This is a genomic window from Mucilaginibacter kameinonensis (assembly GCF_003675385.1).
GTDB lineage: Bacteria > Bacteroidota > Bacteroidia > Sphingobacteriales > Sphingobacteriaceae > Mucilaginibacter > Mucilaginibacter kameinonensis.
The window spans coordinates 192603-218432 of record NZ_RCWZ01000001.1; the positions used below are offsets into that span (position 1 = coordinate 192603).

General features: G+C 44.3%; 20 protein-coding genes. 15 read left to right on the top strand and 5 right to left on the bottom strand.

What is annotated here, in order from left to right:
* Positions 1 to 128: 128 nt before the first annotated feature.
* The 10 genes from EAH55_RS00805 (at position 129) to EAH55_RS00850 (ending at position 14631) form a co-directional block, all read left to right on the top strand.
* Positions 129 to 2183 (top strand): M13 family metallopeptidase, encoded by a 2055-nt coding sequence (locus tag EAH55_RS00805; RefSeq protein ID WP_121808091.1) that lies wholly within the window; start codon positions 129 to 131, stop codon positions 2181 to 2183.
* A gap of 597 nt (positions 2184 to 2780) precedes the next feature.
* The gene (locus EAH55_RS00810; RefSeq protein ID WP_121808092.1) at positions 2781 to 5675 is read left to right on the top strand and encodes a DEAD/DEAH box helicase; all 2895 of its coding nucleotides are present in this window, start codon (positions 2781 to 2783) and stop codon (positions 5673 to 5675) included.
* A 537-nt stretch (positions 5676 to 6212) separates the two neighbouring features.
* Positions 6213 to 7259: an AAA family ATPase gene (locus EAH55_RS00815; RefSeq protein WP_121808093.1), complete on the top strand. Its 1047-nt coding sequence runs from the start codon at positions 6213 to 6215 to the stop codon at positions 7257 to 7259.
* Between the two features lie 108 nt (positions 7260 to 7367).
* Positions 7368 to 8249, top strand: coding sequence for a DUF58 domain-containing protein (locus tag EAH55_RS00820; protein WP_114939353.1), 882 nt, complete (start codon positions 7368 to 7370; stop codon positions 8247 to 8249).
* Positions 8250 to 8254: 5 nt separating this feature from the next.
* The gene (locus EAH55_RS00825; protein WP_121808094.1) at positions 8255 to 9226 is read left to right on the top strand and encodes a BatD family protein; all 972 of its coding nucleotides are present in this window, start codon (positions 8255 to 8257) and stop codon (positions 9224 to 9226) included.
* Positions 9223 to 10227, top strand: coding sequence for a vWA domain-containing protein (locus EAH55_RS00830; protein WP_208644765.1), 1005 nt, complete (start codon positions 9223 to 9225; stop codon positions 10225 to 10227). Before EAH55_RS00825 ends, EAH55_RS00830 begins: the two co-directional genes overlap by 4 nt.
* A 4-nt stretch (positions 10228 to 10231) precedes the next feature.
* Positions 10232 to 11272 (top strand): vWA domain-containing protein, encoded by a 1041-nt coding sequence (locus EAH55_RS00835; protein WP_112574425.1) that lies wholly within the window; start codon positions 10232 to 10234, stop codon positions 11270 to 11272.
* Complete coding sequence (locus EAH55_RS00840; protein ID WP_121808095.1) at positions 11269 to 12027, top strand: tetratricopeptide repeat protein; 759 nt, start codon at positions 11269 to 11271, stop codon at positions 12025 to 12027. Before EAH55_RS00835 ends, EAH55_RS00840 begins: the two co-directional genes overlap by 4 nt.
* Before the next feature lie 23 nt (positions 12028 to 12050).
* Positions 12051 to 13868 carry a BatD family protein gene (locus EAH55_RS00845; protein WP_121808096.1) on the top strand — a complete coding sequence of 606 codons (1818 nt, stop codon included), beginning with the start codon at positions 12051 to 12053 and terminating at the stop codon, positions 13866 to 13868.
* 1 nt (position 13869) lies between these two features.
* Entirely contained in the window at positions 13870 to 14631 is a 762-nt protein-coding gene (locus EAH55_RS00850) for a tetratricopeptide repeat protein (RefSeq protein WP_244228068.1), read from the top strand.
* 301 nt (positions 14632 to 14932) lie between these two features.
* Here the strand turns inward: EAH55_RS00850 and EAH55_RS00855 are convergent, their stop codons facing one another.
* From EAH55_RS00855 to EAH55_RS00875, 5 genes are all read right to left on the bottom strand, one after another.
* Positions 14933 to 15808 carry a PfkB family carbohydrate kinase gene (locus EAH55_RS00855; RefSeq protein ID WP_121808097.1) on the bottom strand — a complete coding sequence of 292 codons (876 nt, stop codon included), beginning with the start codon at positions 15806 to 15808 and terminating at the stop codon, positions 14933 to 14935.
* Between the two features lie 132 nt (positions 15809 to 15940).
* On the bottom strand, positions 15941 to 17104 hold the full coding sequence (locus tag EAH55_RS00860) for a glycosyltransferase family 4 protein (protein ID WP_121808098.1): 1164 nt from the start codon (positions 17102 to 17104) through the stop codon (positions 15941 to 15943).
* A 22-nt stretch (positions 17105 to 17126) separates the two neighbouring features.
* Positions 17127 to 17975, bottom strand: a complete 849-nt coding sequence (locus EAH55_RS00865) for a phosphatidylinositol-specific phospholipase C/glycerophosphodiester phosphodiesterase family protein (RefSeq protein ID WP_121808099.1) — start codon at positions 17973 to 17975, stop codon at positions 17127 to 17129.
* 207 nt (positions 17976 to 18182) lie between these two features.
* A complete protein-coding gene (locus tag EAH55_RS00870) occupies positions 18183 to 19061 on the bottom strand; it encodes a glutamate--tRNA ligase family protein (RefSeq protein WP_162996705.1) in 879 nt (292 codons plus the stop codon).
* A gap of 246 nt (positions 19062 to 19307) precedes the next feature.
* A complete protein-coding gene (locus tag EAH55_RS00875) occupies positions 19308 to 20051 on the bottom strand; it encodes an SDR family oxidoreductase (protein WP_121808989.1) in 744 nt (247 codons plus the stop codon).
* Between the two features lie 220 nt (positions 20052 to 20271).
* Between EAH55_RS00875 and EAH55_RS00880 the strand changes: the two genes are divergently transcribed.
* From EAH55_RS00880 to EAH55_RS00905, 5 genes are all read left to right on the top strand, one after another.
* Positions 20272 to 21090 (top strand): SDR family NAD(P)-dependent oxidoreductase, encoded by an 819-nt coding sequence (locus EAH55_RS00880; RefSeq protein WP_121808101.1) that lies wholly within the window; start codon positions 20272 to 20274, stop codon positions 21088 to 21090.
* A 74-nt stretch (positions 21091 to 21164) separates the two neighbouring features.
* Positions 21165 to 22055: a helix-turn-helix domain-containing protein gene (locus tag EAH55_RS00885; RefSeq protein WP_121808102.1), complete on the top strand. Its 891-nt coding sequence runs from the start codon at positions 21165 to 21167 to the stop codon at positions 22053 to 22055.
* A 15-nt stretch (positions 22056 to 22070) separates the two neighbouring features.
* On the top strand, positions 22071 to 22769 hold the full coding sequence (locus tag EAH55_RS00890; protein ID WP_121808103.1) for an SMUG2 DNA glycosylase family protein: 699 nt from the start codon (positions 22071 to 22073) through the stop codon (positions 22767 to 22769).
* A 298-nt stretch (positions 22770 to 23067) separates the two neighbouring features.
* Positions 23068 to 24087: a nucleoside hydrolase gene (locus tag EAH55_RS00900; RefSeq protein WP_121808105.1), complete on the top strand. Its 1020-nt coding sequence runs from the start codon at positions 23068 to 23070 to the stop codon at positions 24085 to 24087.
* A gap of 100 nt (positions 24088 to 24187) precedes the next feature.
* Positions 24188 to 25819, top strand: a complete 1632-nt coding sequence (locus tag EAH55_RS00905) for a GH35 family beta-galactosidase (protein WP_121808106.1) — start codon at positions 24188 to 24190, stop codon at positions 25817 to 25819.
* The last annotated feature ends 11 nt before the right edge of the window (positions 25820 to 25830 follow it).

A 25830-nucleotide genomic window follows, 5' to 3' on the forward strand; every position in this document is an offset into this window, starting at 1 on the left:
CAGTTTTATTAACTTTGCATTAAGATATATATAGTCTTTCCCATTTAACCCCAAACATATTCCATATTGTTACAAAGGCCTTATTTAAAGGCCTTTGTTTTTATTAAATTTGTTCAAAACCCGTTGACATGACCAAACTTTACAAAGCAGCCCTCTTTGGCGGGGCCGTTGTGGCTTTATTTGCCCTCAGCGCCTACCAAACAAAAACTACAGATAAACCCGCCGACCCTGTTTATGATAATCTCGATAAATCGGTAAAACCGGGCGACGACTTTTTTAAATACGCTAATGGCGGCTGGCTTAAACGCAACCCGATACCTGCTGCGTATTCAAGCTGGGGCATAGGCAACGTAGTTTCCGAAGAACTTCGAGACAGGCTTAAAAAAATCAATGAAGATGCCTTAAAAGCTAACGCTCCTAAAGGTTCATCCACCCAAAAAATAGGCGATTTTTATTATACCGGGCTGGATAGCGTCAACATCGAGAAGCAAGGTATTAACCCGATAAAAGCGCAGCTGGATATTATTGACCAGGCTACCGATATAGCAGGAATCCTGAATGCTGCAGCTGTTTTAACTACTACCGGCACCCGTAACATCATAGGTAGCGGCGTACGGCAGGATGCTAAAAACAGCGTTAAAACCATTGTGCAACTAAGCCAGTCGGGACTGGGTTTACCTAACCGTGATTATTATTTTAAGACGGATGCCCGCACTACTAAAGTTCGTACCGATTATATGACCAACCACCTGCCCGCCATGTTAAAGCTTTCGGGCTGGAATGAGCAAAAGGCGACACAGGGAGCAGCAAGCATATTTAAAATTGAGAAATTTTTGGCCGATAGCAGCCGCAAGCTCGAAAACCTGCGCGATCCGTATCGCAACTACAACAAAATGACCATTGCCCAGTTGGGCAAGCTTACGCCTAACATCAACTGGCCTGTCATATTCAGCAAGCTGGAATATAAACAGCCAATAGATACCGTAATTGTTGGTCAGCCGGAGTATTACCGGGCGGTTAATACCGCGCTTTCCACATTTTCGGTTGATGAATGGAAAGCTTATTTGCGCTGGAAACTGATCTCATCATACGCGCCTTACCTTAATTCGGCCGCCGACGCCGAAAGTTTCCGGTTTAGCGGTAAAGTGATATCCGGCCGTAAAGAACAACTGCCCCGCTGGAAACGGGTACTGGATACCGAAAACGGCTTAATGGGTGAACTGCTTGGGCAACTTTTTGTGAAAGAATATTTCCCTGTCGAAGCCAAGCAACGTTACACCGATATGGTTGAGGCCATCCGTCAGGCTTATCGTGAGCATATTGCCAAACTGGATTGGATGAGTCCCGAAACCAAGCAAAAGGCATTGGCTAAACTGAATGCCATTCACCCCAAAGTTGGCTATCCCGACAAATGGAAAGATTTTTCAAGCATGGAGATCAGCCGCGACTCGTATGCAGGCAATGTAATGCAGGCCAAGCATTGGGCTTATCTATTTAATATCAACAAACTCGGTAAACCTGTCGACCATACCGAATGGGGCATGACACCGCAAACCTATAATGCCAGCTACAGCCCTTCAAATAATGAAATCACTTTACCTGCGGCACAGTTCAGCATTCCGGGCGTAAAAGACAGCGAAGTTGATGATGCCGTTGCTTATGGATACGTAGCCGCATCAACCATAGGCCATGAAATTACCCACGGTTTTGATGATGAAGGCAGGCAGTTTGATGCCAAAGGCAATCTCAGGGCCTGGTGGACACCAACCGATTCGGCAAAATTCACCAAACGTGCTAATATGCTTGCCGATCAGTTTAGCAGCTATGTGGTACTGGATAGTCTGCATGTTAACGGCAAAGCATCCTTAGGCGAAAACATTGCCGATTTGGGCGGAATTGTGTTAGGTATTGATGCGTTTAAAAAGACCCAACAGTACAAAGAAAGCAAACTTATTGACGGGCTTACCCCAATGCAGCGTTTCTTTTTAGGCTATGCGCTCGGCTGGCTCGGCCAGCAGCGTGATGAATCATTAGCTAACCAGATCCTTACTGACGTACACGCCCCCGGTTTTTTAAGGGTGAATGGCCCATTTAGTGATGTACCGGAGTTTTACCAGGCTTTTCATATTAAAAAGGGAGATAAAATGTGGATTGATCCGGATAAAAGGGTGAAGATCTGGTAGATCGGGCTTTGCTCCTTTATTATATTACGATCCTCTAACAGTCTTTTTAAAGGCTGTTAGAGGATTTTTAGTGCATGGCCTGTGCGATTCCCTCCCCTGGGAGGGTGTAGGGAGGGGTTTGTGCGACATGCTAAGTTGTCGCAAAGGCGTATAAACCCCTCCCTGCCAACACACGTTCCTAACGCACCCCTCCCAAGGGAGGGAATTGTCATCTCTTGCACTATTCCTTCCTGAAAGCGCACTACATCGCTCGGTCATGCTGAACTTGTTTCAGCACCCCACGAAACAAGTGGGCGATTTGATTGGCAAGCGGCTTAGCAAATGAGGTGTTGAAACAAGTTCAACATGACAGCTATCTTATTACGTTATTATTCACTTTTTTGAATCCAGACTTACGAAGTTTTGAAAACTTCGTAAGTCTTCAACTCAAGAAGAGGCATTCCCAATCGTCAAAAATGCACCCTATGTTATCAAAAGCATGTCAATTTCAATACTTTAACATTTTTTTAATATAAAACTCTTTCAATTAAGGTAAATTCTATTTACGTTTGAATTTTTTCTTGATGTAGCTTCAAATAATTTTTTACCCTGAAGCACATGTTACGCGTCGACAGTTCCAAACCATGCCAAATTATATATGCCATTGCAAGGCATGATTACCTGTCGTATGTAATTGAACCACACATAGTTCAGCTTAACCCCAACGGTGAATTTTCACTAACCCATCAGCGTTTGTTTTCCAATACAGCCAAAGAGTTTTGTGAGTTTCTGGATGATACGGATATCAGGCTTATCAAACTGCTGGAGGAGATGGAACAGGGTAACGTGATCAAAAGGTATTACAAAAAGCCTATCCGCCCGTTCGAATTTTTCTCGAAGGTATTCAACGAGCAGATGTTTGACATGATCCGCCCGAAACTGGAGAAACGCATAGCCGAAGCATTATCATTGCTTTGCAGCAAGCAGGTGTACCAGATGAGCAAAGAGGGCTACCCCGGCGAGCGCAAATTACAGCTTGCTACTGAAGCCGCATCAGTGTTATTTCACTTCAGGCGCAACGAGGAGGAGATCAGGTATTTCCCTACCATCAAGTACCAGGGCATGCGCATCGAGTTCATGTTCAAAAATGCCGAGATCATTTGTAACCACCCGGCCTGGATGCTTCTTGACGATACTTTGTATTATTTTGATAAAGAAATTGAAGGTAAAAAACTGCAGCCCTTCCTGAACAAGCGCTTCATTGCCATACCAAAATCGTCAGAGCAATCGTACTTTGAAAAGTTTGTTGCGCCGCTTATCGAAAAGCATAATGTTTACGCCGAAGGGTTCACCATCAATACCGAAAAGTATGATGCACGCCCGGTGCTTAAACCCATTTATATTGAAGGCGGTACATCGCAACTGCAACTTTCCTTTAAATATGCAGGATATATTTTCCCTTATGGCGATGGCAGGCATATCTCTGTAAGGATGGAAAAAAATGGCGATGATTACCTGTTCCATCGTATTAAACGCTCCACCACCTGGGAAAAAGGCAAAATGCACCAATTGGAGCAAATGGGCCTTAAAGTAGCTTCTTCGCTATTTCAAAATTTGGAAGTTGCCGGTCGTGATGATGATGCCGATCATTCATTCTCGGTTTTTGAATGGCTTAACCAGCATCACGACCATCTCATTGAAGAAGGTTTTGAACTGGAACAACCTGAAGGACAAAAGCGCTACGTTTTTGGCAGCAGCAAAATTGAACTGATAGTAACCGAAAATAACGACTGGTTTGATATTAACGCCATGGTAAGCTTCGGCCCGTATCGTATCCCGTTCATCCAGTTAAAAAATCATATCCTCAACCATAAAAAGGAGTTTACCCTGCCATCGGGCGAGATAGCGGTAATTCCCGAACAATGGTTTTCGCAATACGGCAACCTGCTGCATTTTACAGAAGGCAGCACTGACCTTAAACTTCGCCGCCATCATATTGGCCTGGTTACAGACCTTGCTGAGGGCGAAATGGCCAGCGTTACCATGACCCGCAAACTTCAAAAACTCACCAATTTTGAGGAGCTTGAGGATGCACCAATGCCGGTTAATTTTGAAGGCCATTTGAGGCCATACCAAAAAGCGGGCTATAACTGGTTCCACTTTTTAAAGCAATACCACTTTGGCGGTTGCCTTGCCGATGATATGGGTTTGGGTAAAACCATCCAGACTTTATCCTTACTGCAAAAGCATAAGGAAGATGTTGAAAATGGGGGCGGCAAAGCTACATCGCTGGTAATTATGCCAACCTCGCTCATCTATAACTGGCTTAATGAGGCCCGCAAATTTGCGCCGCAATTAAGGCTAATGGTGCACACTGGTACTATGCGTTACCGCAGTGCCGATGTTTTTGCCAATTACGATGTAGTGATCACTACCTATGGCATCAGCCGTATCGATATTGAAATGTTTAAGGATTTCTTTTTTGATTACGTGATTCTTGACGAAAGCCAGAACATCAAAAACCCGTCATCTAAATCATACCAGGCGGTTAAACAGCTTAAATCGCGCTTTAAGCTGATCTTGAGCGGTACCCCGGTTGAAAACTCGGTTAATGATCTGTGGACGCAGATGTCGTTCATTAATCCGGGCTTGCTGGGCGCGCAACAGTTTTTCCAGAACGAATTTGTAACCCCGATAGAAAAGAAAAAGGACGAAGACAAGGCCCGCAAACTACAGGCCCTGATCAAACCGTTTGTTTTACGCCGAACCAAGGAGCAGGTGGCCACCGAGCTTCCGCCAAAAACGGAAAACCTTTTCTACTCCCAGATGACCGAAGAGCAATCGTCTGTTTATGAAGAGATCAAATCCGAATACCGTAACGAGCTATTGAAAAGCCTGGAGGATGGCACATTTGCCAAAACACAGATCCAGGTATTGCAGGGCTTGATCAAACTAAGGCAAATTGCCAATCACCCAATCATGATTGATAAGGATTATGAGGGAGATAGCGGTAAGTTTGAGGACGTAGTCCATACCCTAAACAACGTACTTGATGGCGGCCATAAAGTGCTGATATTTTCGCAGTTTGTAAAACAACTCAGCATCTATCGCGATCATTTTGAGCGAGTTGGCATTCCGTACGTATATCTTGACGGCAGTACCCAAAACCGTGGCGATGTAGTGAAACAGTTCCAGGAAGATGAAAAAACACGGGTATTCCTGATCTCGATAAAAGCGGGTGGCGTAGGCCTCAACCTCACCGAAGCTGACTACGTTTTCATTCTCGATCCATGGTGGAACCCGGCCGTTGAGCAACAGGCCATTGACCGTACCCACCGCATTGGCCAAACCAAAAACGTGTTCATCTACAAGTTCATCACCAAAGATTCGGTTGAAGAAAAGATCCTGGCTTTGCAGCAACGCAAACTGAGCCTGTCAAGGGCACTTATTACCACTGAAGAAAGTTTTATTAAGTCGCTTACAGCAGAGGATATTAAGGAGATATTGGGGTAAGTTGATCTGAGCGATGACAAAACAACAATCTTGCGCTCGTTTGTAACGAGCGCTTAACATGGTTTGGCGATTGCATCGCCATTTGCGTTACAAACGCAAGCCCAATTGCGCACTCGTTACAAACGAGCACGAGTTGATAAGTTGATCTGTGCGATGACGAAGAAAAAATAAAAACCATGTCATTGCGAGGAGGAACGACGAAGCAATCTCGTAGCTATGCAGGGCGACTGTGCACTGGCTACGGGATTGCCACGCTTCGCTCGCAATGACATGCTTTCTTATTTACCCTTGCGCTCGTTTGCATCATTCAATAAAATGCCTTTTACCACGTTATATTGTACAAAAACCGCTAAATAGTGTATATTGGGGATTTACGAGGGCCGGATTTAACAATTATCATCGAACATTTTGAGTGTTAAACAGATATATCAACCGCGAGATATGACGATTTAACACTTTTTAACATTTATGCAAGGATTTTAGTTGGCGAAAAATTGGCCGGGTGTTTAAGTTTGCCTACCGAAACGAAAAAATTTAATGGAAGAACAAAATAGCTATACAGGAAATGTCACTTCGGCTGCTCCAACATCGTACTCAACCGATATCAGGGCGCTGAATGAAATGATACAAAGGGAAAGCGCGTTTATCGATCTGCTGATCCTGGAGATGGATAAAGTGATCGTAGGTCAGCGTTACATGGTTGAACGTTTGCTGATTGGTTTATTAGCCAACGGCCACATTTTATTGGAAGGCGTACCGGGATTGGCGAAAACCCTGGCCATCAATACCCTGTCAAGCGCCATCCAGGCCGATTTTAGCAGGATCCAGTTTACACCGGATTTGCTCCCTGCCGACGTGCTTGGTACCATGATCTACAACCAAAAGAAAGAAGAGTTCATAGTGCGTAAAGGCCCTATCTTCTCTAACTTTGTTTTGGCCGATGAAATTAACCGTGCGCCTGCCAAAGTGCAAAGCGCGCTGCTTGAAGCCATGCAGGAGCGCCAGGTAACCATTGGCGATACTACCTACAAACTGCCCGATCCGTTCCTGGTACTGGCAACCCAAAACCCTATTGAGCAGGAAGGTACATACCCACTGCCCGAAGCACAGGTTGACCGTTTTATGCTGAAAGTGGTGATCAAATATCCTAACAAAGAGGATGAGAAAAAGATCATGCGCGCCAATATTTCGCCTTCGGGCATGAATAAACCAAACGCCATTATCAAGCCTGAAGAGATCATCAAGGCCCGTAAAATAGTGCGCGAGGTGTATATGGACGAAAAAATTGAGCAATACATTATCGATATTGTTTTCGCTACCCGTTTCCCAGATCAGTTTAAGCTTGCCAAATACAAAACGCTGATCACCTTTGGCGCTTCGCCAAGGGCAAGCATCAGTTTAGCGCTGGCAGCAAAAGCTTATGCGTTTATCAAACGTCGCGGTTATGTGATCCCTGAGGATGTGCGCGCTGTTTGCCATGATGTATTAAGGCACCGTGTTGGCTTAAGCTACGAGGCCGAAGCCGAGAACATCACCAGCGAGGATATCATCACAGCGATATTGAACGCGGTTGAGGTACCGTAAACCTCACCCCGGCCCTCTCCAAAGGAGAGGGAGTTAAATAAAAAGTTTAATTATTCAACTAAAATTCTTTTAAAGTCCTCCCCCCTGGGGAAGATTTAGGAGGGGTACATGGCTAAAGACACCAAGGATCTGCTAAAAAAGGTTAGGAAGATAGAGATCAAAACCCGTGGCTTAAGTAACCACTTATTTTCGGGCGAGTATCATTCTGCTTTCAAGGGTCGGGGTATGGCTTTCAGCGAGGTGCGCGAATACCAGATAGGCGATGAGATCCGTACTATCGACTGGAACGTAACGGCCCGCTTTAACGCGCCTTACGTAAAAGTATTTGAAGAGGAGCGCGAGCTTACCGTTATGATATTAATGGATGTGAGTGGCTCTGAAAACTTCGGCACGCAAAATCAGCAAAAGCAGGACCTGGCTACCGAACTTTGCGCTGTACTGGCATTTTCGGCCATACAGAACAATGATAAGGTGGGCATCATATTTTTCAGCGATAAGATTGAGAAGTTTATTCCGCCTAAAAAAGGCCGCAGCCATATCCTGATGATCATCCGCGAATTGATCGCGTTTCAGCCCGAAAACAAAGGCACCAACGTGGCAGAGGCTTTAAAATACTTCACCAGCGTTATCAAAAAGAAATGCACAGCTTTTGTGATTTCGGATTTCATCACCTCTGAGTTTGAAAACGAAATTAAGATCGCCAATAAAAAGCACGATATCATTGCTTTAAAACTTTACGATAAGCACGAAGAGGAATTCCCGAACCTGGGGCTTATCCCGGTTAAGGACGAAGAAAGCGGGCAAATCATGTGGGTAAACACCGGTGATAAAGCCGTGCGCGATGCCTTTAAATGGGATGCCGTGAAACGCAATGCCGCACTTCAGGATACTTTTCGCCGTTCGGGGGTTGATTATACTACTATAGGCACACACGAATCATACGTTAAACCATTAATGACATTATTTAAAAAGCGGGAAGGCCGGCGGTAAAATATATGAACAGGTACATCAAATACACCCTGGCTATGTTGGTAACGCTTGCAGGCTTTTACCAAACAGGCAGGGCTCAAAACTTTGGGGCAAAAGCTACGCTGGATAAAAACACTATCCTTATAGGCGAACAAACACAGCTTAACTTAAGCGTCCGTTTTCATACCCAGGATAATGTCACCTTTCCGAAGGTGCCCGACAGCATAGGTAAAATTCAGGTGGTAAAAGTTAAGGCTGATACGATTTCTGATAAAAGCGATCTATCCATCAAAACCATTACCAGGCATTATACTATTACCGCTTTTGACAGCGGCCAATATGTAATCCCATCATACGTATTTAAATCGGCAGTGGGCGATTTACCAACTGAAACATTAACGCTTGATGTAAAAACCGTTGCTGTTGATACCACTAAAGGCTTTTATGATATTAAACAGCCATTAGCTGTTCATTATACTTTTTGGGATTGGCTGCATGATAACTGGAAAATGGTTTTAGGCATCTGGCTTGGCCTGATGGCGATAGCGGGCGCTATCTACTACCTGCTTAAACGGCCTAAAAAAGAGGTGGTTGTTGAAGAGGTTAAACCTGATATTCCATTGCATATCCAGGCGCTTCAAAAGCTTGAAGAGATTAAGAGCAAACAGCTTTGGCAGCACGACCAGGTTAAGCAATATTATATTGAGCTGAGCGACGTAGTACGTGAATACCTTGAAAAACGGTATACCATTCAGGCGCTGGAGCAAACATCCGAAGAAATTTTTGCCAGCCTAAGAAACATGGATATAGCCAGCGAAGACCGGAACCTGTTGAGGCAACTATTGGTACTTTCGGATATGGTGAAGTTTGCCAAAGAGAAACCAGCGGCCCATGAAAATGAAAAGAGCATGGATAACGCTGTTACCTTCATCAAAGATACCCAGCCCCATTATGTTAAGCCTGCAGATGTAAACGTGAAGGGAGATGAGGCAAAATGATTTGGTTTAAAGGAATAGAATTTGCACATCCGGGCTTTTTCTGGCTGTTTATCAGCATTCCGCTTATGGTGGGCTGGTACATCTGGAAACAAAAGCAACTACAGGGCAATCTGGCTATGCCTACCATCAGGGGCTTTGCCATGATCACCAAAAGCAAGCTACCGCATTTCAGGCATTTGGGTATCGTTTTGCGCTCATTAGCCATGGCCGCACTTATAGTGGCGCTGGCAAGGCCGCAATCGTCATTAAGCTGGCAGGATACTACTACCGAAGGTATCGATATAGTTATCGCCTCGGATATTTCGGGCAGTATGCTTGCCGAAGACTTTAAACCGAACAGGCTTGAGGCCGGTAAAAACATCGCTATCGATTTTATCCAGAACCGCCCTAATGACAGAATTGGTCTGGTAGTTTTTAGCGGTGAAAGTTTTACGCAATGCCCGCTTACTATTGATCACTCGGTACTGGTTAACCTTTATGCCGATATTAAAAACGGCATGATTGAGGATGGTACCGCCATTGGTATGGGTTTGGCTACCGCCGTAAACCGTTTAAAAGATAGCGAGGCCAAAAGTAAAGTAGTGATCCTACTAACTGATGGTTCAAACAACTCGGGCTCTATCCCACCGGTTACCGCTGCCGAAATTGCCAAACAGTTTGGCGTGAGGGTTTATACAGTAGGTATCGGCACCAACGGCTATGCGCCCTACCCTGTTCAAACGCCAATGGGCGTGCAATACCAGCGCATGAAAGTTGATATTGACGAAGGTACATTGGGCAAAATCGCTTCCATTACAGGTGGTAAATACTTCAGGGCAACCAATAACAGCGCATTGAAAGATATTTACGAACAGATTGACAAACTGGAAAAAGCCAAGATAGATGTTACCCAGTACCGCAAAAAAACCGAACGCTTTTTGCCGTTCGCCATTATTGCGCTGGCACTTTTATCGTTAGAATTTTTAACAAGAAACACCCTGCTTAAGGGAGCTTTAACATAACAGCATGCTACGTTTTGCAAATACAGAATATTTATGGGGATTGCTTGCTATTCCGCTGCTGCTCTTTATTTTTTTAAGGGTTAACTGGTGGAAACGTAAAGCCATAGCCTCATTGGGTAATAAAGAGATAGTGCTGCAGATGATGCCGCAGGTTTCCTTTTCGCGCCCCTGGATCAAGTTTATCTTTTTCATTTTAGCCTACGCCCTCGTTGTAATAGGTATAGCCGATCCGCAGTTGGGTTCAAAAACCGAAGAGGTAAAACGCAAAGGGGCCGACCTGATGATCCTGCTCGACGTATCAAACAGTATGCTGGCTCAGGACCTTGCCCCTAACCGTTTGGAAAATGCCAAACGTGCTTTAGCCCAGTTGATAGATAAGCTGCATGACGATCGTATTGGTATCGTAGTATTCGCTGGTCAGGCCTATGTGCAGCTTCCCGTAACTACTGATTATTCGGCGGCCAAATTATTCCTCAATACCATTAACACCGATATGGTGCCAACACAAGGTACAGCTATTGGCGCGGCAATTAACCTGGGGATGCAGTCGTTTGATTTTAAGAACGGCACCGGCAAATCCATGATTATTATTACCGATGGCGAAAATCACGAGGATGACGCCGTTGCCGCGGCGAAATCTGCTTTATCAAGAAACGTGACCGTTAATGTTGTGGGTGTGGGCTCGGAAGAAGGTGCTCCGGTACCTATTTACCAGGATGGCAAGCAAACTGGCTTTCATAACGATAGCACCGGCCATCCGGTAGTAAGTAAGCTGGACGAACAAATGGGCAAAGAAATAGCAGCGGCCGGAAACGGTGTTTATGTGCGTGCCAACAATGCCAACAGCGGACTTAACATTGTGATGGATCAGATAGCCAAAGTACAGCGCAAAATGACCGATACTAAGCAATTCAAAGATTTTGAAGACCGGTTCCAGTTTTTCCTGGCGATTGCCTTCGTACTGTTACTGGCCGAGTTCTTTATCTCTATCCGTAAAAACATGCGCCTGAGCAAAATCAAATTATTTGAAGTAAAAAACACATGAAGCAATATATCATAGTCATTATTTTAATGCTGCAGGCTTCATTTCTTTTTGCCCAGCAGGAAAAAAGACTTATCAATAAGGGTAACGAGCTTTACCAGCAAAAGAAATACAAAGAGGCCGAAGCAAGTTATCGCCAGGCCATGGGCCAAAAGAACAAAACTGTTGAAAGTAATTTCAATCTTGGTGATGCCATGTTTAAGCAGCAAAAGTTTGATCAGGCATCCGAACAGTTTAATAAACTGGCGGCTTCATCAACCGATAAAAATGTAAAATCCGGAGCTTATCATAACGTCGGCAACTCCTTCCTTACCCAAAAAAAATTCCAGGAAAGTATTGATGCCTATAAAAAAGCGCTTGTTAATAATCCGGCGGATAATGAAACCCGCTATAACCTTGCTTATGCCCAAAAAATGCTAAAAAACCAGCAGGATAAGAATAAAGGCGGCGGGGGCAACAAAAACGACAAAGACAAGAACAAGGATAAAAACAAGAACGATAAGAATAAAGATAACAAAGACAATAAGGATAAAGACAAAAAAGATCAGGACAAAAACAAGCAGGATCAGGACAAGAAAGACCAGGATAAGCAAAATCAGGATCAAAAAGATCAGCAGGGGCAGCAGCCTAATCAGCTATCAAAAGATGATGCCCAGCGCATGCTTGACGCCTTGAACAATGATGAGAAACAAACCCAGGATAAACTAAAGAATAAAAAATTAAAAGGCGCTAAAGTGCCTATTTCAAAAGATTGGTAAATCTTGTTGTTTTGTAGATACTAATGAAAATTAAACTTTCCATATTAACGCTGCTGCTGTGTTGCTCAAGCCTTGTGTTCGCGCAGGTAAAGTTCACGGCATCGGTAAATAAAAATACCATAGGTACTGGCGAGGTGCTTGAGGTTACATTTTCCATCAATGCCAATGCCGATCGTTTTGCACCGCCTGCTTTTGCCGGTTTCCAGGTAGTTGGCGGCCCAAACGTGTCCAATAGCATCTCCATGATCAACGGCGTTACATCGGCCAGTATAACTTATGGGTATGATCTTGTGCCAACCCGGGAGGGCGAAATAACCATCGGTCCGGCTACGATTATGTCGGGCGGCAGGCCGTACAGTACCACGCCAATTAAAGTTAAAGTAGTGAAAGGCCAGGGTGGGCAGGTAGGTCAGCAGGCTCAGCAACAAAGCAGCAATGGCCCCGATAGCCGTAATATTCAAAAAGGACGTGTAACTGACATTTCCAAATCGTTGTTTTTACGCACCGAGGTTGATAAAACAACCGCCTACATGGGTCAGCAGATCATGATGAACCTGCGCCTTTATACCCGGGTTAACATAGCCAACGGCGAGCCTGAAAAAATCCCTGATCTTAACGGATTTTACAGCCGCGACATTAAAAGCAATAATCCCAATGCTCAATGGCGTACCGAAATTATAAACGGTGTACGATACAATGTTACCGATGTTAAGCAAACTATCCTGTTCCCCGAGCACGAGGGCAATATCACCATCGAGCCATCTATCATGAACTTTATAGTGAGGCAACAGGCTGCTTCATCGTCAGGTGATCCCTTCGACGCTTTTTTTGGTGGATATGAGGATGTAAAATATAAAGTTAAAAGTACGCCGGTTGTCATCCACGTAAAGCCGTTGCCACAGGCAGGGAAACCTGTTGAATATACCGGTGCCGTAGGTAAGTTTAATATTGAAGCTTCCCTTGATAAAAATGATGTTAAAGCAAACGATGCTATCAACTACACCATAAAGATAAGCGGTACGGGCAACCTGAAATTGCTAAAACCGATAAGCCCGAATTTTCCGGCCGATTTTGAGAAGTATGAACCCAAAATCACCGATACCATTACCGAAAATGCCAGTGGTTCATCGGGTAACAGGAAATACACATACTTGCTTATCCCAAGGCATCAGGGCGATTTTACTATCGACCCTATTAAATTCGCTTACTTTAATCCGGCTACCGGCAGATACGTTTCTTTAACCACCCAGGCTTTCCATATCAAGGTAGCCAAGGGTACAGGCGATGGCAGCAACGTTACAGCCTTTTCAAACGCTGGCAAACAGGATGTTAAAGTGCTGAGTAATGATATCCGCTACATTAAAACCAGCACCGAATTAAACGACGTAGGCAGCGACTTTTACGGATCTGGTCTGTATTATTTCCTGTTGATCTTAGGTCCGGCAGGTTTTCTGGGGGCTTTGGTTTACGGTAAATGGCGTGATAAAAACAATGCCGATGTGGTAGGTTTGAAAAGCCGCAAGGCAGGTAAAGTGGCCGCCAAACACCTGGCCAGTGCCAAACAACAATTAAACGATAAAAAAGCGTTTTACGAAAACCTGTTCCGTGGTTTATATGGTTATTTGAGTGATAAGCTTAACATCCCTTATTCCGATCTTAACCGCGAAAAGATAGCCGAGGAACTAAAAGCCCGTTCGCTTGACGAAAGCCTGATTAACGAGATGCTTGACACGCTTGACCTTTGCGAAATGGCACGCTATGCGCCTGTATCGGGCATTACCGAGCAACAGGTGTTTGACAAGGCCCAGAACATGATCAATAACATTGAAAATAAAATATAACATGATGAAGCGCATTATATACCTACTGCTCATCATCGTTATGCCTATATGTGCATTAGCTAACGATGAAGCTAACGTCCTGTTAAAAAAAGGAAACGACCAATACGCCAAAGGCCAGTACAAGGAAGCTATAACTACCTACCAAAAAATTGTGGATGATGGGCACCAATCGGCATTGGTTTATTATAACCTGGGCAATGCCTATTTTAAAAATGAGGATGTGCCATCGGCGTTGCTGTATTATGAAAAAGCGCATAAACTTTCGCCCGGCGATGAGGATATCAATTTCAATATCCAGTTTGCCAATCAAAAAACAACTGATAAGGTAGAAGCTGGTACCGAGTTTTTTATCACCAAATGGTGGCACTCGTTTATCTTGCGTTTTTCATTAACAACTTTATCGGTATTAACCGTTTTGTTGATTGTTGCAGGTTCGGCATTGCTTGTAGTTTACCGGTTTACCAACTCGGTAGTCATTAAAAAGTTGTCTTTTTACTCGGCTTTGGTGGTACTGCTTTTAGGCTTTGCAAGCATGTTTGTGGCAAGTCGCCAGGATCAGTATTTTGACGCGCACCATGGTGCTATCATTTTCAGCACATCGGTAAATGTAAAAAGCGCTCCAACACCTAACGCCAAAAACCTGTTCCTGATCCACGACGGAACCAAGGTTCAAATTTTGGAAGATAATAACGGCTGGATGAAGATCAGGCTGGCCAGCGGCAACGAAGGCTGGATCAATGCTTCGGATGCTAAGGAAATATAGTTTTGAGCTAAAGGCTTAAAGCATTCAACTCATACAAAGTCCAAACAATTGCTGTCCGTAGACTTTGTCTACGGATTCAATATGCCTGTAGTTTGCAACTACAGGCTGCCACTGGTCGAAGTTTAGCAATAGCGTAACTTCGACCTAAAATGATGGAAGCATCCTGCCTCCGTGGATTATCAAATATAGCTATTGGGTTAAGCTTTCAGCTTAACCTATTGTAGATCCAAGTTACGCTATCCGCTATCGCTAAACTTGAACCAGATTTTCTTTTTGCTTTAAGCCTTCGGCTTTCAGCTTCTTAAACCCTATTTTTCTCCAGCAACTCCAATACATCCTCTTCGGTACCTGTAAAAGGGCCCGATGATTCAATTTTGAAGCTGGCCATGGCCGCTGCAAACTCGCCTGATTCCTGGAAGCCTTTGCCTTTGGCGCGTTGGTATAAATAGCCAGCCATATAAGTATCTCCACAGCCGGTAGCGTCAACTACTTCTGACGGTTTATATGCCGGGATCTGGTAATAAACACCATCGGTATAAATAACCGACCCCATGCTGCCCAGTGTAACCACAACTTCATTAACCCCCCATTCGTTCAAAACTTTGGCGCCTTCGTGGATATCAGTGATACCCGTAAGTACTTCCATCTCGTGTTCGTTCACTTTCAGGATGTGGATGTGTTGCAGGGCTTCACGCTTTTCGGGCCAGTCGATAGGCACCACGTTCTTATCTTCTACTTTGCGCAGGTAGCCCTGGGCATCAAGTGAAAGCTTGCCACGTTGCGCAAGCCCTTTTATAAAATCTACAGAGATATCATCGGCCAGCAAAGGGCCTAAATGATAAACGTCAGCCTTAATTTCGTCGAGCTGCTCAATAGTGAAAGGATCTGCTTTTTGAAGTACACGTTGAGTACGGTGATCCTGGTTAGCAGAGTAAATATTTTCAAAGTAAACCGTTTCGCCACCTGTTGTTGCATGCACCTCGATACCTTTGCCGCGGAGTTTTTCAACCACTGGCATCTCGCTTAAAGCAAGCGAAGTAACCAGCGTGTAACTCACGTCCATATTACGAATGGCGTTTGAAAAATAAAAAGAAGTACCGCCAGCCATGTGTTTCACCGCTTGCGGTGTCACCACTTTATCTAACGTAATATGCCCTACACAACAAATATCGTACATGAAAATTCCCCTATTATGATTTGATACTCAGCCCTTATTATTAAAACAAACGGCAAATGTAAGAAATAGGATTTTGTGTACAAGAAGTTATCTGTTTTGTGACAGGGAAATCACTTTAAGAATTTTATCAATTTATACCGTGCTCAATACATCTGCACCCGCCATTTCAGCCAGATCATCAAAATATACGGATGCCAGGTGCTCCCAGCTTAAGCGACTGCTGTATTGCAGGCCTTCTTCAATAAATTGTGCCCTCAGGCTATTGCTCTTAAGCAGTAATTCAATCTTTTCAATGTAGCAGCCGGCATCATAAGGTTCGCATTTAAAACCATTAATACCCTGCTCTATAAAATCTTTTGAACCTCCGCCATCGGCAATAACACAGGGCACTCCGGATGCCATGGCCTCAAGTACTACGTTGCCATAAGCTTCAGATACGGAAGGGAACAGAAACAAAGTTGATGACGCATATAAAACCGAAAGCCTTTTATGATCTACCTTACCGGTAAATACCGCGTTCGGCATTCTGATCTCGCAGGCTTTGCGGGCAACGCCATCGCCGGCAATTATAAAATTAACTTCGGGGTGGCGGTCCTGCATTAGGGTATAGATCTCAAACAGGGTTTCCAGGTTTTTTTCCCAAACCAGGCGGCTGGCGAATAATATGGATGGATTATCATTTCCTGTTATCGAGCGCAGGCTACGTTTATGCCGGGGTGAAAACAGGCGGGTATCTATCCCCCGTTGCCATAACTTCATGCGATAGGTATCAATCCCCATATCAATCAACTCGTCCTTCATAGTAACAGAAGGCACATATATCTGGTCGCACTGATTATAAAAAGCCTTATGGCTTTCAGTCATCATTTGCTTAACCTTATTGATCAGGAACGGGGTATGTTTCAGATAATAATCGATATAGGAAATAAAATGAGTGTGATAAATGCTGATAACCGGCAAACCATGCTGGGTAGCATATCTTAGCGCGAAATTGCCCAACAGCGATGGTGTGGCAATATGCACTATATCGGGTGAGAAATTATTTACGTCTTCGGTTAATTCGCTCATTACCAAGGCTGGTATGGCCATGGTATACCCGGTATTAATAGGCAATGTTAAAGCCGGGACTTTTAAGGATTCAAAACCAGCTATGCTGTCGGGACCGGCACCATACACGAACAGGAATTCAAAAATATTACGATCAATACGTTTTATGAGCTGATACATGGTGCGCACGGCACCGTCAAAATCTTCAATAAGTATCTCGGCAAAAAAGGCTACTCTGATCTTTTTCATCTTATTGACTGATTAGAGGTTATTACTTCGTGTTCACTTTCGCATATCTTACAGGATCCGGCCCCGTCATCAGGAACTCCCTTAGTTCGGCTAATTTATCGGTATTGATCAGATCTACTTCGCACTCAAGCAGGGCGCGCCATACTTCTTTATTTTCGGGAGATGCCCACAGCCTTACCCGTTTTTTATGGTGATGCGCCGCTGTTACGTAATCACGGAGCAGTTGTTTCTGGTCTTCAGGCATAGGGCCTTTGCCTGTCCAGCTTATGAGGCGTGAATATTTGCAGCTGGCAGTTTTGTAAATGGTATTTGAAAGCGTATCGGTATGTACCTGCATCAGGTCTTCATCAATAAAAGCGTAGCGTTGCTTTTGCGCCTGAAGCATTTTATAAGGTTTATTTCCTGTAATGACAATGGTTACGCTCCCCTCTGTTATATTGCCGTTATTATAACTTGATAACATCGGCGCGTAACGCTTTAACACCTCAGATAGCTTTGCGTAGGTCTTTTCCGCATCAGATTTAATATCGATCATCAGAGTAACTGGAGCAAGCGGATATACTACCTCCCTGTTTTTACCCTCGTAACAGTTAAACAATGGCATTAAGTACAACTGCTCCAGGGTACGCTTTTTTTGAAAAGCAGGAAGCATATGTGCAACCAGCAATTCGTCGTCGCGCAGGTAAATATCAGCCTCAACGTTTTGGAAGCCGTTATCCAGGGCATCATACAGAGGCCGGTTGTGCCAGTAATCATTATGGGCGAAACCTTTAGAGAGGGGACTATTTTGAGCCTGGCAGGTAATGGCTCTGAAGGCAAGGATAACAAAAAACAGAAATTTCAGGTGCTTGTGGCAAAATGCTGCTTGCATCGTAATTTGTATTTGTTGATACAAATTTACCCCTCCGATATGTACAGGCAGTTATGTCATGGTAAAGTAAAAGCAACTGATGCTTTAATTTATTGTAAATGAATTAACATTTTCATCACATTAAAATATACAAATCGATACTTTTCGATTAAGGCTGATTCACATTAAATCTGCATTTTACAAACAGGTGTTAATAAGCTATAAAGATTAGCTAAGAATGAACCCGGCAAGCTGTTGCCAGTTATTGGCTTTTTCAGGAAGCATCAACAGCGCTGAAATAAGCCCGAATACATCGGCCGCGCTCCTGCCCTCCTGCCTTAAATACCTAACCGATGTTGAGCCCGCCGACTTGGATAGTTTTTTTCCATCCCCTTCAAGCAACAAAGGGTGATGATAAAATGCTATATCATTAAAAGCCTCTTTACCCATCATAGTAGCCAACAGAATCTGAGCCAATGTTGATGCCCACAGATCCTGCCCTCTTACTATCAGATCAACCCCATAAAACAAATCATCGATAATCGAAGTGAGCTGATAAGCCGGAAAGCCGTCTTTCTTTCGTACAACAAAATTTTCCATTTCGGCAGGCAATGGTGTTTGAATTATTGTGCCGTCATAATTCTTCACCTCCAATGTTGCTGCTTGATCGGTACGTAAACGCCAGCTTGCTTCGGGAGTGTTTAACGGGATCTGTTTATTTAAACAGGTGCAGTGCCCAGCTTCAATGAGTTGCTTCCGCGAGCAGGTGCAGGCAAAAACCAAGCCCCCAGCAACCAACTGCTCAAGTGCTTCGTTATACAGCTGCATCCGGTGCATCTGTGAAAACCGGGATTCAAAATCATCCGCATCCTTTGGCCCCTCATCCCAGGGGATCTCCAAAAAATGAAGCGTATCAAAAATATCCGTCAAATATTCGTGGTTAACCCTTGCACGGTCAAGGTCATCAATCCTCAATAAAATTTTAGCCCCATGTTTGCGGGCCAATGCCGCGGTGATAGAAAACGACAGGATATTACCCACATGCAAAAACCCGCTTGGCGTTGGCGCAATGCGGGTTTTATTAAAATGTATCGGGGCGCTTGTCAATTTTGTTAATGATTGATGAATGGCCCAAGATACAAAAGATGGGGAGTGCAGCAAATAGTCAATCCCCTGAAACGAAATGTAAAATGTGCGGTTCCCCTCTTGAGAGGGGGCGCAATGGAAAGTGCGGCTGCAGGGGTGTGCTCGTCGACGCGCATTCTCTCTTGGCCAACACACCCCTCCACACCTCTCAAGAGGGGAATCGCACCTCCTCCATTCGCAATCCTTTTTAATACCTCCTATAAACCGTTAGGCCAGCAAGGTTCCGCCGTCAACAACTAAATTGAGACCGGTACCAAAGCTTTGTTTCATAAGGTAAACAAATGCAAGCGCAACATCATCCGCATGGCCAACACGACCGAGCAGTAGTGTATCTTTTGCCCAATTGTAAAGACCTTCTTTATCCTCGGCAGGCATACTGTCCCACAGGTTGGTATCAATTACCCCTGGCACAACAGCATTAACACGTATTGGAGCAAGTTCAACAGCCAGAGCCCTTACCAAACCCTCCATGGCACCGCAAATGCTACTGGCTATTGACCAGCCCACGGCAGGCCTTGTTCCCGCCGTACCACCAGTTAAGTTTACCGAACCTCCTTCGTTGATAAAATGTGTGCCGTACTTAACGGCAGCGTACGCTCCCCAGTAACGGAGATTAAAAAATTTACGGGCAGCTTCAATATCGGTTTGATCGATATTATTTAGGTTAAGATTTTCAGCGGCGGTATAAACCAGGTGATCGAACTTACCGGCTTGCTCAAAAAATGATTTTATATTTTCTTCGTGCGATAGATCTACAGCGTAGCCTTCGGCATCTTCAGGCAATTGGCTTAATGCATTATTAATCTTGCTTTGGTTACCTGAAACTATGACAACTTTAGCACCCTCGGCAACGGCAGCCTTCGCTGTAGCGAAGCCTATACCGGTACTACCACCCAATATAATTACCCGTTTGCCATTTAATGACGATCTGTTTTCAATTTGATTGCTCATGATGTTTATTCTTTTTTTAGACATCACAAATGTCCCTCGTAAAAAACCGGTTCCACTTACCATTTGGTAAAAAACGAAATATGAATTGATTTTTTCACAGAGTGCCATTTATACAAACTGTCGAACAGCTTTATGTATAAATGTATCAGTTTTCATTACATCTGTATAAATCTGCCTAATAACCGCCGGCTAACTTTGGTTTATCAAAAAACACAAAACAATGGCAAAAACAATTTTCATAACAGGAGCATCACGCGGATTTGGAAAGATCTGGACAGAAGCATTTTTAAAACGCGGCGATAAAGTTACGGCTACCGCACGTGACATTAGCTCACTTAATGACTTGGTAGAAAAATATGGTGACAATATACTGCCGATACAACTGAATGTTAATGACCGCGATGCTGATTTTGCAGCGGTAAAAAAAGCGAAAGAGCACTTTGGCAGTATTGATGTACTTATTAATAACGCAGGCTATGGCCTGTTTGGCGCTGTGGAAGAAACAAGCGAAAAAGAAGCCCGCGAACAAATGGAGACTAACTTTTTTGGCCTGCTGTGGCTAACCCAGGCGGCAATACCTGTTATGCGCGAACAAGGGCACGGTCATATCATCCAGTTGTCGAGCGTGCTGGGCGTAGTAGCGGCCCCTGTTTTAGGAATTTACAACGCGTCGAAATACGCGGTGGAGGGATTAAGCGAAACGTTGGCGACAGAAATGAAAGGCTTTGGCATCAAGATCTCATTGGTAGAACCAAATGGTTTTTCAACGGATTGGGGCAGCGCTTCCGCGGTACATTCAACCGCTTTGCCACAATACGATCAAATGAAAGCCGATCAGCAGGCCCGCTTTACTGAAGACTTCTTTGGTTATCCCGAAGCTACAACCGATGCTATATTAACGCTTATCGATAGCGAAAACCCTCCGCTTCGTTTATTCCTTGGTAAAATAGCTTTGCCATGGGTGAAACAAGTTTATAACGCCCGTTTAGCTGAATGGGATCAATGGAATGATGTAGCTACAGCCGCTCATGGCCATTAATATGCCCCACAATAATTAATTGTCTGCAGGATCAGTATGTATATTTGTATTGATCCTGCTTTTATTTTATCGTCATGAATTATTATAAGAGTTTACCGCTTTTCCTTAAATCAAACAGGCTTCCGCTATCCGAAAGTCCGATGATAGCCGTTGTGCCATGCAAAGGGAAATGCACAATGAGGGATAAAGAATTTTCGGGCGATTTTTATATGATCACTTTCAAAAAGGTGAAATCGGGGTTCATTTCATATGGCCGTACCCGGTATGATCATCAAAATGGTTCGATGTCATTCGTAAAACCCCGGCAGGTGATAGAGTACTCTAACCTTAGGCTTGATCAGGCCGGTTTCAATATATTTATTCATGAAGACTTTTTGAATGGGCATCCGATTCATAACGAGATAAAAAAATACGGCTTTTTTGATTATGGAATTAACGAAGCACTACACCTTTCGCCCCGCGAAGAGCAAATAATATGGGAGCTGCATGATAAAATAGAGGCCGAGCTGAACAGCAATATGGATGAGTATAGTCGTGACATTATCCTCACTCATCTTGATTCAATTTTTAAATATTCCCAACGCTTTTATAAGCGCCAATTCATTAACAGAACCGAGCTTTCGGGCAAAACGGTATCTAAATTTAACAAAGCCTTGTCAAAATATTTTGATGACGGACTTTTACATACCCAAGGCCTGCCTACTGTATACGCCATGGCATCAAATCTTAATGTTTCCACCCGCTACCTGAGTGATATGCTCAAACAGGAAACGGGCAAAACAGCTATAGAACTTATACACGTTTATCTTATTGATGAAGCCAAAAACAGGCTCAAAAACCAGGATCAAAACGTTTCGGAAATAGCATACGAGTTGGGCTTTGAAAACCTGCCTTATTTTTCAAGGTTGTTTAAAAAAGAAACTGGCTTAAGTCCCAACCAGTTCAAAAAACAATTGATTAACTAATGCTACATTTGGTTCATGACACTCGCAGACCGGATCATCCAATTCAATGAGCAACTAACCTATACCGGCGATCCTTTACCTGAAGGCATCCGCATCATGAACCCGTTTAAGGAGCATCCGCAAACCATGCGCATCGTTGATGAGTTTTATCATAAATATTACAACGATAACCAGCAACGGCATATCATTTTGGGCATTAACCCGGGCAGGTTTGGCGGTGGCTTAACCGGAATCCCATTTACCGATCCTAAACGACTGATCTCAGAATGTCACATCAACTACGAGGGCAAAATGTCGCACGAGCCATCATCTGTATTTGTTTATGAGGTGATCAACGCCTTTGGCGGGCCGGAAGCTTTTTATAAGCAAATCTATATTAACTCCCCATGCCCGCTGGGTTTTACCAGTATTGATGCCAAGGGCAAGGAAAAAAATTACAATTACTATGACAGCAAGGAACTAACCAAAGCTGTTTACCAGTTTATGATCGAAAACATCCGCAAGCAGATTGCTCTGGGTGTTAATACCGATAAGTGTTTTTGCTTTGGCACCGGTAAAAATGAAACATTCCTGCGCAAGCTGAATGATGAGTATCATTTCTTCGGCGAGATCATAGCGCTGGAACATCCGCGTTTTATAATGCAATATAAAACCGCAAGCAAGCAGTTTTATATTGATAAATATCTTGCTGCTTTTGAGGATGTCGCGGGGTAAGTTTCTTAGCTATTAAACAACAGGTCCTCAATCCCCTCTTGAAAGTAATAGCCCATGAGCAGACAGTCAGAAGGTTTTAAAAGTATGGGCTGTGCGATTCCCTCCCCTGAGAGGGTGTAGGGAGGGGTTCCTTCGAGATGTCCGATAGGAGTAAGACGTATAAACCCCTCCCTGCCAACACTCAATTCTAACCCACCCCTCCCCGGGGAGGTAACCACCTGTTTAATCCGCAATTCAACTATACTATTTGATGGCAAAACACTTATATTGTGTGCTGTAACCAATTGACCTTTAAGCTATGACCCAAAGCAAGTTTTTATCATTCCTGCTCCTGCTTTTTGTTTCCCCCTTTATTTCGAACGGACAATCAACAGCCGCCAATAAACTTATTTCGCCCCGCATCAGGGTGATTATGGATAATGATTTTAGCGGCGATCCGGATGGCTTGTTTGCACTTACCCATTTAGTACTGTCTCCATCTGTCGAAGTTAGAGGCATCATCGGCTCGCACCTGAATGCTGCCGACGGTTTCGACAGGTCAAAAACCCAGGCCGATAACGCGGCAAAAAAAGCTGCCGAGTTATTGGCTGTTTTAAAGATCAAAGACCAATTCCCGGTGATAGCCGGCTCTAATACGGCAATGGTAAACGATAGCACCCCGGTTAAAAGTAAAGCTGTCGACCTCATCATTAAAGAAGCCTCACGCACAGATACTTCATTGCCGCTTTATATACTTTGCGGCGCTGGACTTACCGAAATTGCATCAGCAGTATTAACCGATCCCAAAATTGCCGACAAACTTACACTCGTATGGATTGGCGGCCCTGAATACAGCGATCTTGCCCTGCCTCCACCAAACTATAGCAGCCCCGAGTATAATCTTAATATCGATATCAATGCCGCAAGGGCGGTGTTTAACCACTCGCAATTAAAGCTATGGCAAATCCCAAGAGATGGGTACCGTCAGGCCTTGTTGCCATATTCCGAATTACAGCTCAAAATAAAACCCCAGGGCGAAGCGGGCAAATACCTGACTGGCGTACTCGAAACGTTGATGGGCCGCCTGCAACAATATCATCTTAACATTGGTGAAACTTATATTTTAGGCGATAGCCCGCTGGTGTTACTTACCGCGTTGCAGTCATCTTTTGAGGCAGATCCTTCATCGAGCGAGTATGTATTAAAACCTTGTCCGCTCATTAACGCGCAGGGCGGGTATGATTATAATACACATGGCCGTAATATCCGCGTTTACCGCCGACTGGATATCAACCTGATGTTTAATGATTTTTTTGCCAAGTTGGAGCTCAATAAGTAAGGGCCATAGCTGGTATATTTTCAACCATAATCGGTTTATTTAGTATTACCTTAAGCGCTGTTTTGTAATTATTTTGGCCTGATCATAACCCTTTGATATCATGCTTAAAATAATCGGCAAAACAGCGCAGAACATTTTCCTGCTTGCTCTCGCATTAGCTGTGGGCGATAAAACCTTTGCCCAAACCAACGATCCATCATTACCGAAGCTTATCGAAAAAAATGGCAGGCACGCGTTTTTAGTTGATGGCAAACCTTTTTTGATGCTTGGCGGTCAGGCGCACAACTCAAGCGCATGGCCGGCCTTGATGCCAGGGGTATGGAAATCGGCAGAGGCGATGCACCTCAACACACTTGAGCTGCCCATTTATTGGGAACAGATAGAACCTCAACCCGGAAAGTTTGATTTTTCATTGGTAGATACACTACTTACCCAGGCCCGGCAACATCATGTTCATTTGGTGTTGTTATGGTTTGGTACCTGGAAAAACGGAAGTAATCATTACATGCCCGAATGGATGAAGCGTGATGCCGCTAAATATCCAAATATTACCGGTAAAACAGGCAAAGCAATCGACTCGCCGTCCCCGCATTCAAAAGCTACATTGGATGCCGATATTAAAGCATTTTCGGCATTGATGCGATATCTGAAACAGGCCGACGCGCAGCATACCGTTATTATGGTTCAGGTTGAAAATGAGCCCGGCTCATGGGACACCGTTCGTGACTACTCGGCCAAGGCTCAAAAATTATTTGAAGCAGATGTACCCGCCGAGCTCTTAAAACCGGCTATACTAAAAGCGTTGAATGTACCCGAAAACTCCAAAGGTACATGGGCCAAGGTTTTTGGCGACAGGGCCGATGAGTATTTCCAGGCCTGGTCTATTGCCCGTTTCATTGAACAAGTTGCAGCAGCGGGGAAAGCCGAATACCCGCTGCCACTATATGTGAATGTGGCACTTCGCGATCCGCTCACCAATCCACCTGCAACCCATTACGAAAGTGGTGGCGCTACAGATAACGTGATCCCGATCTGGAAAGCGGCAGCACCGTCTATCGATTTGCTTGCTCCTGATATTTACCTTTCCGGCAGCGAAAGGGTACTAAAAGTGATCGACCTGTATACCCGTGCAGATAACACCCTGTTTGTACCCGAAGCCGGTTTAATTACCGATAACGCAAAATACTTTTATGATGTTTTAGCCCATGGCGGCATAGGCTTTTCTCCTTTCGGGATAGATGATAATGGCGATGCTTCAAACGATGATCATTTGGCCGAACGCCTTGCTCCTTTCGCACAGGAATACGCTATGGCAACGCCAATGATGCGGGAACTGGCACAATGGGTTTTTGATGATAAGATCAAAGCCGCTGTTGAACGCGAAGACGGCACGGAACAAACCATTAAACTTGGCGCATGGGATGCCATCATAAAATTTGGCAGCGGCCGTGGTGGCGAGCTTAAGCCTAACAAAGACCATAACGGCAAAGCCATGATAGTTACCCTTGATGAAAATAAATTCATCATGACCGGGACAAACTGCAGGATTACCTTCCATCCCGCAGGCGGCAATACCGGCAGGGCATGGCAATACCTTAAAGTTGAAGAAGGCAGGTATAGCGATGGTATTTTTAAATCGCTTCGCATCCTTAATGGTGATGAAACCGATTGGGGTGGGCCTGCAATTGGAGATCAGCCGAGGGTGCTGCGGATTTCGTTGGTGGTGAGGTAAGATTAATATTT